An 8,805-nucleotide genomic window follows, 5' to 3' on the forward strand; every position below is an offset into this window, starting at 1 on the left:
AGTGAATATTGGATAGTCATCTAAATAATAACGTGAAAACTTAATGACATCGGCATAATCAAATTGTGTTTTTATATTTTTAGGTTTTTTGATATTAAACTTTTCATTTCCACTTTTTTGATCAAGAATCATGACCCATAAGTTGTGCTTTTTAATCAGTTTTTTTGCAGTTTGATTAACTTTATATGTTCCATTTGATGGGGTGATGTTCGAAGATACACCTTGTATGATATCTATAGGAGATTGTTGGCTACGGATAAAGTTGGTTGTAGCTACTAATAGAACAAAATCGATTAATATTATGGTAAGAAAGGCGAGAATGAATTTTAATATACCTTTTTTGAAAATATTCATAGAAGACTCCGTAAATTCAGATAACTAACTTATAACCCAGCCCTTTGACTGTAATGAGATGATGTGGTTTTGATGGGGATAATTCTATCTTCTCTCTTATATTACGAATATGTACCATTAAGGATTTTTCATACCCGAAACTATCTATTCCCCAAATAGTATCGCAGATTGCTTCTGTTGACACAATATAGTTTTTATTGGTATATAGTTTTCTTAGAATCTGTATTTCAGTTGGAGTTAGTGATAAATGCTGTTCCTCTTTTTTTACACTAGCATTATTTAAATCAATGATACAAGAAGTTAAAGTTATTAATTCTGATTCTCCTTTATATGCTCTCCTCAGTAAAGCAATTATACGATAGATTAAAGTTTTAGGAAGAAATGGTTTTGTGACAAAGTCATCACCACCTGAATCTAATCCTTTAACTTCATCATCTGGATTATTTTTGGCTGTTAAAAATAAAATTGGTATATCAGAAGTTTCTCTGATGTACTGAGCAAGTAGATAACCTTCTCCATCAGGCAACATTACGTCTAGGATAATGAGGTCTATTTTAGAAATAGAAAAAATATCTATTCCTTCGCTAATACTGTAAGCATTACTAATATTCTTAAAGCCCCTGCTCACCAAAACTTCTTTAATAGATTTACTAAGTGAAACATCATCGTCTACTATTAATATCCGTTTGTTTAATAGCTGCGCTTCGAAATTCATATATGCACCTCTCATAAAATTTGTTTTAATTATACCATAGAGTTATCTATATAGCCGATGAGACAGGTAAAGTCTATATAGATACCCATAGTAATCTAATAAAAACCAATGAAAGTTACTTCAACTTTATTAATTCAAAAGTATAGAAAATATTCTGTTCTATCTTAATGTTATCTTTAAGATGATAAAGTAGAATTACATTGTAAAGAAAGGAGCAATCCTGGCTAAAAGGATTACAAGGTAATTAATGAGATGAATAATATTATTGAATTGAAAAATCTTAAAAAGGTCTATAAAGACACTACTACAGTGGATCTTAAGAAACTGACAGTCAGAGAAGGGGAAATCTATGGTTTTTTAGGTCCCAACGGCGCAGGGAAAACAACTACGATGAAAATGATCTTATCTTTAGTGGAGCCTACTTTAGGAGAGATTTTAGTCAATGGTCAAAATATCAAAGAGAATAAAGATTACTTAAATCAAATTGGATCGATGATTGAGGAACCATCTTATTATCCAAATTTAACGGGATATGAAAACTTATTAGTATTTCAAAAAATGGTAGGTTTTGATGAGGATAATATTTGGCCAACTTTGAAATTAGTTGGATTGGCAGAGGACAAAAATCGTAAGAAATTAGTGAAAGCCTATTCCCTAGGGATGAAGCAACGTTTAGCCTTAGCTTTTGCTTTAGTTAAAAAGCCCCAAATTTTATTATTAGATGAACCGACTAATGGTCTTGATCCAGCAGGGATTCATGAAATTCGTGAGTTGATTGTTAAATTAGCAAAAGAAGAAGGCTTAACAGTCTTTATCTCCAGCCACATCTTATCAGAGATAGAGCAGATTGCTGATCGGGTTGGTATTATAAATCATGGTTGTTTAGTTTATGAAGGAGAGATTCGTGAGATCAAATCAAATACCTGGATTGAGATTGGTGGCGATTTTTCGCAAAATAATATTGTTCAACACTTAGTTGATTTCGGTTCAGTCAGAGTACGGGAAGCATCGGCGAGTGAGGTTAAATTAGACGATATGAGTAACGATCGTCTTGCGGATATTATCACCTATATAACAGACCTTGGCTTTAGAATTTTTCGTGTCACTAGAGAAAGTGAGACATTAGAAGATATTTTTCTGGAACTAACAAAGGAGGTATAAGATGAAAGGTGTGTACATTGAATGGTTAAAAAGTAGACGAACAAAATCTTTTTCAATTGTTACTCTTTTGATGATTGTAGCGACATTGTGGAGTATTGCAATGTTTATGTCTGTTTTTTCGCATCCAGAGTTAAAAAATGTCGGAACTTTATTTAGTAATCAGAATGTGAACCTTCTCATGCTTCCTATTGCTGTTTCTGTATTTGTGAGTCGAATTGTGAGTAATGAACGTGAAGGACAGACCTTTAAATTACAAGCTACAAATGGCTTAGGTTTGATGACTATTTTTAGACATAAATTTTTATTTACAATGGTCTTCTTCTTTGTCATGTCTTTTGCAGAAATTGTAGCTATCTGTTGCTTTGGAAAACAATCTGGTATCTCAATTCCTATGGACATTGTAGGAGTTCAATTTTTAGGACAATTATTATCTATTTTCGCTCTAGTTTCTATCTATTTAACGTTAGCAATGGTTCTAGAAAAACAAGGCGTATTACTGGCTTTAGGATTGCTAGGAGGTTTTTTAGGAATCGTCTTAAATCCAAGAAGTTATGGTTTTGCTAGTTTGCTTAATCCGTTGACCGGAGCAGGCAGTTTAGCGCCTTATAAGTATCACTTTCTTGGGGATGGGGCATATACCTACCTCTTGGATCAACAGTTACCTTGGAAACTAGTATTCTTTATGATTTATTGTTTGATGTTATACGGTTTAGCTAATGTTATTCTGAGAAAGAGAGGAAGTTGAAATGAGATCTTATGTTTTTGCTGAGTGGAAAAAGACTCGCAAATTACAATTGTTCATGATTGGAATGGCATTTTTGATTTTTTCTAGCTTTATAGGTTTAGGAGTTTATTTTGCTAATAGGGCTGTCTTAATTGATAAGACACAATCCCTTGTTTTATGGGGACAATTAACATTTTATAACAGTACACTTCTCTATCCTCCTATGTTAGCCATTATTGTGGGACAGTTACTGATGCCAGAATTTGAGAGAAAAAACATTGAGATGTTAAAAGCTAATCAAGTTTCAATGGATAAATTGTACTTTGGAAAACTATTAAGTGGCTTCTTTCTGATTCTTTCCGTCCAACTTTTTTTACTACTTATTTTTGTTGTAGCTGCCAAAGTTGACGGGATTTCGTTTGACCTCAGTTTAGCAGTTCATATTAAATGGCTTCTGTTATCAGTGGTGGCCTCTTTTCCGATAATGACGCTTCAATCCTTCGTAACCGCAAAGACTCGTAATTTTAGTAAAGCTGTTGGAGTTGCTACAATTGGTAGCATGTTAAACTTTGTGCTGATTTTTATTAATGAGAATCTTACAAAGTTTTTCCCTTATTCTCAACCAATGATTGCCCTACGCAGTCGTTCTTTAACAGATATGTCCTTAATAGATTTGACGATTTTTCTAGTTGTTAATAGTCTATATAGTTTACTTTTCTATAAATTAACAGTGGCAGCTTTGAAGAAAAACGAATAATGTTTTAAAAATATATCCATTGTTTATGTCAGAATAAGGAAATTTCAGTCAAAAATTTGGATACTGTCAATAATTATGTGTAAACACTCAAGTAGAGTTTGAACTGCACCCCAAAAGTATCTGCTGCCTTGGGATTAATTATGGAAAAGTATCACTTAAAAAATCAGCTTGATGAAGCTATCAAAATCTTGTATGACAATAGTTGGCTAAGTCATGATGGAAATGGTAATCAATTTAGAATGCTAAACATCACAAATTTTGTTCAATAATTAATTAATGAAGTAATGAAGGTGTTGACATGAACCAAGTACCTATCACAGAGGATGATTTTGATATTGACTCGCATCATCCTAGAGATAAATAACAATAGTTGCATAATCACATATCAATAATAAAGAGTTGTTCTGAATTTGCTTTATTGTATGCTAAATTTCTGAATAAACTCTAAATGCGTTCGTTTAAACATATATGGAGTACAAACCTATGAAAAAATTATTTTGGATGACACGAAGTCAACGTTTCTCAATCAGAAAATATTCTATCGGAGTAGCTTCTACTGTTCAAGAAACAACTGTTACTCAAGAAGTAGCGCAGGCTACCAAAGGAACGGAAGACAGTTTAAACAATTCTGCTGTATCTGAGGACTCACATGGAAACGTTGAAACAACCAACATTGATTCATCTACAAACACTTCAAATAATGTTACACATGCTAGTATAAAAGCAGAACCTAAAATGTCCTCACCAGAACTGGCTTATTACGATACCGGAGACGGTGTTAATTACGACAAAGTGCTTTTGTCTGATGGTCATTATTGGATTAGTTATATCGCTGCTTCAGGTAACAGACGTTACATTAGCGTAGCATAGGAGAATATGATGAAAAAAACAATTAAAATCGTGACGAGCTTGATATTAGCTGTATTGGTTATCTTACTTGCTTTTGTACTATTAAAAGGTTGTGGTAGTAGTAAAGTAGATAAAAGTGGTTTCTACAGCAAGGACACAAAGACTAGCAAAACGTCCTCCCCTAGCACTAAAAGCAGTAAGAGTTCGACAAAGAACTCTTCAAAGAAATCAAGTAGCACGTCAAGTTCAACGCAAGTAGACACTAGCACCGAGGCTGCAAGTAATGAAGCTAGTGCTGCTTCTAGTGCAACAACTACTACACCAACACAAGCGCAAGCTCAAACACCAACGCAACCAAGTCAAGGGAACAGTGCTAATCAAGCTGGAACCACAACTTCTGAATCTGATCCGAAAACAGGTTATGGTGGTTGGGAAGCCACTTCTGGTACTTTGGAGTTGTTAAAAGATACCCCTGTCTATGCTTCACCTGATAAAAGCAGCGGTGTTGCTTATGTACAACCTCAAACAAACATTGAGTGGGACAAATACATGTACGAAAACGGCGAGTGGTGGTACAGCTTTGTTCAAAAAAATCGTGACCAAGAAGTTCGATTTTACATTGCTTATTCAGATATAGGCTATTGATAGAAAAAGAAAAGATAAAATGGCTCCTTGTCAAATAATCTAAAAAATGTCATAATTGGTTTTATATTAGGAGGTATAAATGGCAGAAAATATAAAAAACTGGGTTAATGTGTGTGTAGTAAAAAACAATAAAATTCTTTTACTTAATAGACAACATGATGATTTTCCTGGATGGATTCCTCCAGGTGGGAAAGTAGAGTTTCCTGAAAGTTTTTTTGAAGCTGCTATTCGAGAATTAAAAGAGGAGACTGGTCTAACTGCTTTAAATTTAAAATTAAAAGGTATTTCTGGATTTACCAATACTATTGGTAACGAAAGGTTCGTATACTACGATTTTTTGTGTACAAATTTTTCTGGAGATATTCGTGCTTCTAGAGAAGGAGAACCTAAATGGTGGAATTTAGAAGATATTGAAGAAATACCTATGCAAGAAGAAATTAAAAATAGGTTGCCCCTTTACTTACGTGAAGGAAGTTTTGAAAGTATTAATTACTGGGATGAGTCAAAAAAATGTATTAGCCATAATAAAACAATTTTGTTTGATTAAACTTTTTTGATTTGTATCAATAAATATTCTACATCTAGCTGCTCAGCTAGGAGTTATTAGTACAAATTGAATAAACTATTCGCTACTATATCTCCTATCTTAAATTCATTTATTACTTAAAATTTTGGCTCTATAATTTCTGTAGTGGGTAAAACCACTGTAGGAATTATGGAGTCTATGTTTTTGTAGAAAAAAAGGCTCCTTGTCAACTGTAGTGGGTGATGAAAAGCTAACATCTAGAGAGGACCATATAGGTCTTCTCTTTTTGCATGTTCAGAATGATGAAAATTCGTTGACTTATGGCAACGCTTTATATCAACTTTTTTTAAAAATATTTTTTTTTTGCAAATAAAAAACTAGGGCGAGGGCCCTAGTTGTAAAGGAGGTTTGTTCACATCTGGGTTTACAGGAGATTATGATGTGAACGGGATTGATTAGGAGTCTCTATTTCTATTAGGAGGATTAGAGACAGAAAGGATTAGTTTTTGAGTGTAGTTTCATCGAACTACAAGAAGATTATATCAATTTATGAGATAGGATACAATGGACTTAGGGGGTGTCACCCCCCCTATAATTAGAGATCGACTGACTTATGGTATAGTAGTATGTTTTATTGTGTGCCATCCTATAATTAGACTAATAATTAATATAAACAATAGTTTAGGAGTGACAGAAGCAGAGATGAATGAAATGAAACAGGACAATGTCATACTATGATATATGAGATACTAGGTCTATATGGCAAATTAGCCAGGGAATGACTTTTATTATCTATGGTATAATAGGATAAACTTGGAGTTGTAGAGGTGAGTATTTGGAAGAAAATAGACCTGATTTTAGAGATATAAAATCGTTTGAAGAATTTAACAGATACTACTGGTATCGAGAAGAGCTTTCACAAATTTGTAAGTACCTTGGATTAGAATACAGATGTACAAAAAAAGAATTAAATCATATTATAGAACAATATTTTAAGGGAAATAGAGTAGAAAAATTTTTGAGGAAAAGAAACAAAAATCAAACCGAAATAATAACCCTAAATACATCATTACTTGAATGTGGGTTTTCCTTTAATCAGAAATTTCGTGATTATTTTTCAGCTGTAACAGGTGTTAATCCGTTTAAATTTAATGCTGATATGGCAACAGCTTGGCGAAAAGTAAAACGGGACAACAACATAAATTTTACAATCCAAGATATGATTAAAATATACTATGGAGAGTCAGACTACGCCAAGTATGATAATTCAGCTTGCCAATGGAATCAATTTCTAAAAGACTTTTGTGCGGATGAATTTAGCAATCATTACTCCAACAAGTTAAAAGTTGCGGCTATCCTTTGGAAAGAAGTTAGAGATTCAAAAAATAAAAAAATTTATTCACGGGGACTTCTAAAAGAATATAGCTACAAAATAGAGGAGTACTGTAAGTAAACAACTTCAAGTTTGTCGAACGGAATATAAAGTATTAAAGACGATAGAAATAAAAAATCTATCAAAAGATTATTTGAAATGTACGAAGAAAAGAAACAAAAGAATGAATGACTATGGTATCTTTTTGGTAGCTAAACAGACAAAATATCTTGTTTTTTACCCACTACAAATATTATAGAGCCGTTAAATCAAGCTTTTTTCGTTTCTACTGAAACGTAATGACCCACTATTTAACCTCTATCATTTTTTATTTTGGTGAAGCCTAACTTAGTTTCTACTGAATAATCTTTTTCGGTCATAATAAAACACTCCTGTTCATAGTTTTACTAGATCTCAACAGGAGTGTTATTTTTGCGTCTCAATTTATGTGTTCAGTGTCTATCTACTTTTCTAGTAACCAATCTATGATATTTTTCTTCTCAATACCATTGTAATTTGCTGTTGGCTGAATCGTATCCATTGTTAATAGATATTTTGGGAATTGATCTTTAATGGCTTCTAGTGGTCTAAGTTCTCTGTCTAGTGTTTCTGGAGCAAGTGTTGTTTCACTGACCTGATAATAAACGTAGTGACCAACATCAGTTACAGCAACAAAATCAACCTCATACTTATCTAAATTACCAACATATACTTGTGAATATCTACGTCTCAATTCTAAATATACAATATTTTCCAAGATATGACCAATGTCTTCTTTGTGGTCTGGTAATAAGAGATGCCGTAAACCTAAATCAACGGGATAATATTTTTCTAAGCGTTGCAATAATGCTCTACCTTTTACATCAAAACGTGGAACGGAATAAAAAAGTAAACTATCTGTCAAAGTTGTCAAATAATTTTCCAAAGTATTATGGGATATGGAAACATTTTGACTGACTAGGGTATTGCGAATCTTATTTGTTGATATTAAGCTACCTGTACTACTGAGAAGGGTTCGGACAATGCGCTCAATAATAGTAGGATTTGGATTTCCCAATCTAGTTACAATATCGTTTAACAGTATTGAGTTATATATTCCTCTGAGATAGTCAATTTTTTCAGCGTAAGATGATGTTTGCAATAAGTAAGGGAAAGCACTAAATAGATAATTGTTAAAAATTTTTGTTGTATTCAGATTATCTGAGAGAGATTGACCTGATAGGTATTCTTCAAATGACAAAGGAAGAACCTCTATCTCAACATAACGCCCAGTCAAGTTTGTTGCTAATTGGCTACTCATAAAGTAGGCATTAGATCCAGTCAAATAGAGGTCTACATTTGGTAAGATGAATAGACTATCTGCTACCAGTTCAAATTTTTCAACATGTTGAATTTCATCTAAAAAGATATAGTATGTTTTCTCTTCAACTAACCGCTCTTTTATATAAGTAAATAATGTTTGAAAATGTCGCAGTTCATAGTAACTCAAATCTTCGAAATTGATGGATATAATCTGCTCCTTGTCTACCCCAGTTGCTAGTAATTCCTCTTTATAGAGTTGAAAAAGTACAGATTTACCAGCTCGCCTAACTCCGCTCACAACTTTGATGATTTGTCGGTCACGATGTCTTCTTAAAAAGTCTAAATAATGTGGTCTTTTAATATAGTTCATAATAGTTACCTCAAAGACAGTATAATATAA

Annotated in this window: 8 protein-coding genes and 4 pseudogenes; 9 read left to right on the forward strand and 3 right to left on the reverse strand. The window is 32.9% G+C overall.

All coding sequences use genetic code 11. The annotated features are described in order from the left end of the window. Together H7U02_RS11570 and H7U02_RS11015 are read right to left on the reverse strand one after the other, a co-directional pair. A pseudogene (locus H7U02_RS11570) lies at positions 1-354 on the reverse strand (sensor histidine kinase); the annotation flags it as partial. A gap of 16 nt (positions 355-370) precedes the next feature. After that, positions 371-1,069 carry a response regulator transcription factor gene (locus tag H7U02_RS11015; RefSeq protein WP_073688845.1) on the reverse strand — a complete coding sequence of 233 codons (699 nt, stop codon included), beginning with the start codon at positions 1,067-1,069 and terminating at the stop codon, positions 371-373. Between the two features lie 252 nt (positions 1,070-1,321). On the opposite strand from H7U02_RS11015, the gene H7U02_RS11020 reads away from it, so the two are divergent. The 9 genes and pseudogenes from H7U02_RS11020 to H7U02_RS11050 all read left to right on the forward strand — a co-directional run bounded on the left by H7U02_RS11020 (position 1,322) and on the right by H7U02_RS11050 (position 7,184). Continuing rightward, the gene (locus H7U02_RS11020; RefSeq protein ID WP_003095062.1) at positions 1,322-2,230 is read left to right on the forward strand and encodes an ABC transporter ATP-binding protein; all 909 of its coding nucleotides are present in this window, start codon (positions 1,322-1,324) and stop codon (positions 2,228-2,230) included. Between the two features lies 1 nt (position 2,231). Further along, positions 2,232-2,975, forward strand: coding sequence for an ABC transporter permease (locus H7U02_RS11025; RefSeq protein WP_003095064.1), 744 nt, complete (start codon positions 2,232-2,234; stop codon positions 2,973-2,975). A 1-nt stretch (position 2,976) separates the two neighbouring features. Beyond that, positions 2,977-3,711: an ABC transporter permease gene (locus H7U02_RS11030; RefSeq protein ID WP_201043356.1), complete on the forward strand. Its 735-nt coding sequence runs from the start codon at positions 2,977-2,979 to the stop codon at positions 3,709-3,711. A 107-nt stretch (positions 3,712-3,818) separates the two neighbouring features. After that, positions 3,819-3,980: pseudogene (locus H7U02_RS11575) on the forward strand (peptidase S8); the annotation flags it as partial. A gap of 214 nt (positions 3,981-4,194) precedes the next feature. Beyond that, positions 4,195-4,269: pseudogene (locus H7U02_RS11680) on the forward strand (YSIRK-type signal peptide-containing protein); the annotation flags it as partial. Between the two features lie 153 nt (positions 4,270-4,422). Continuing rightward, positions 4,423-4,581, forward strand: a pseudogene (locus H7U02_RS11685) (SH3 domain-containing protein); the annotation flags it as partial. Between the two features lie 9 nt (positions 4,582-4,590). After that, positions 4,591-5,205 (forward strand): hypothetical protein, encoded by a 615-nt coding sequence (locus tag H7U02_RS11040; protein WP_195413784.1) that lies wholly within the window; start codon positions 4,591-4,593, stop codon positions 5,203-5,205. A 79-nt stretch (positions 5,206-5,284) separates the two neighbouring features. After that, complete coding sequence (locus H7U02_RS11045; protein WP_045772495.1) at positions 5,285-5,752, forward strand: 8-oxo-dGTP diphosphatase; 468 nt, start codon at positions 5,285-5,287, stop codon at positions 5,750-5,752. Positions 5,753-6,566: 814 nt separating this feature from the next. Continuing rightward, positions 6,567-7,184 carry an SAP domain-containing protein gene (locus H7U02_RS11050; protein ID WP_005376691.1) on the forward strand — a complete coding sequence of 206 codons (618 nt, stop codon included), beginning with the start codon at positions 6,567-6,569 and terminating at the stop codon, positions 7,182-7,184. A 382-nt stretch (positions 7,185-7,566) separates the two neighbouring features. Here H7U02_RS11050 and H7U02_RS11055 read toward each other — a convergent pair whose 3' ends face one another. Continuing rightward, complete coding sequence (locus H7U02_RS11055; protein WP_045772496.1) at positions 7,567-8,775, reverse strand: ATP-binding protein; 1,209 nt, start codon at positions 8,773-8,775, stop codon at positions 7,567-7,569. Positions 8,776-8,805 lie beyond the last annotated feature (30 nt).

The organism is Streptococcus sp. 3.1 (genome assembly GCF_016648915.1).
GTDB lineage: Bacteria > Bacillota > Bacilli > Lactobacillales > Streptococcaceae > Streptococcus > Streptococcus salivarius_E.

What these genes read in the sequence shown, in the direction of transcription:
- H7U02_RS11015 (WP_073688845.1), bottom strand. Translation starts at nt 1,069, where the DNA reads ATGAATTTCGAAGCGCAGCTATTAAACAAACGGATATTAATAGTAGAC.
- H7U02_RS11020 (WP_003095062.1), top strand. Translation starts at nt 1,322, where the DNA reads ATGAATAATATTATTGAATTGAAAAATCTTAAAAAGGTCTATAAAGAC.
- H7U02_RS11025 (WP_003095064.1), top strand. Translation starts at nt 2,232, where the DNA reads ATGAAAGGTGTGTACATTGAATGGTTAAAAAGTAGACGAACAAAATCT.
- H7U02_RS11030 (WP_201043356.1), top strand. Translation starts at nt 2,977, where the DNA reads ATGAGATCTTATGTTTTTGCTGAGTGGAAAAAGACTCGCAAATTACAA.
- H7U02_RS11040 (WP_195413784.1), top strand. Translation starts at nt 4,591, where the DNA reads ATGAAAAAAACAATTAAAATCGTGACGAGCTTGATATTAGCTGTATTG.
- H7U02_RS11045 (WP_045772495.1), top strand. Translation starts at nt 5,285, where the DNA reads ATGGCAGAAAATATAAAAAACTGGGTTAATGTGTGTGTAGTAAAAAAC.
- H7U02_RS11055 (WP_045772496.1), bottom strand. Translation starts at nt 8,775, where the DNA reads ATGAACTATATTAAAAGACCACATTATTTAGACTTTTTAAGAAGACAT.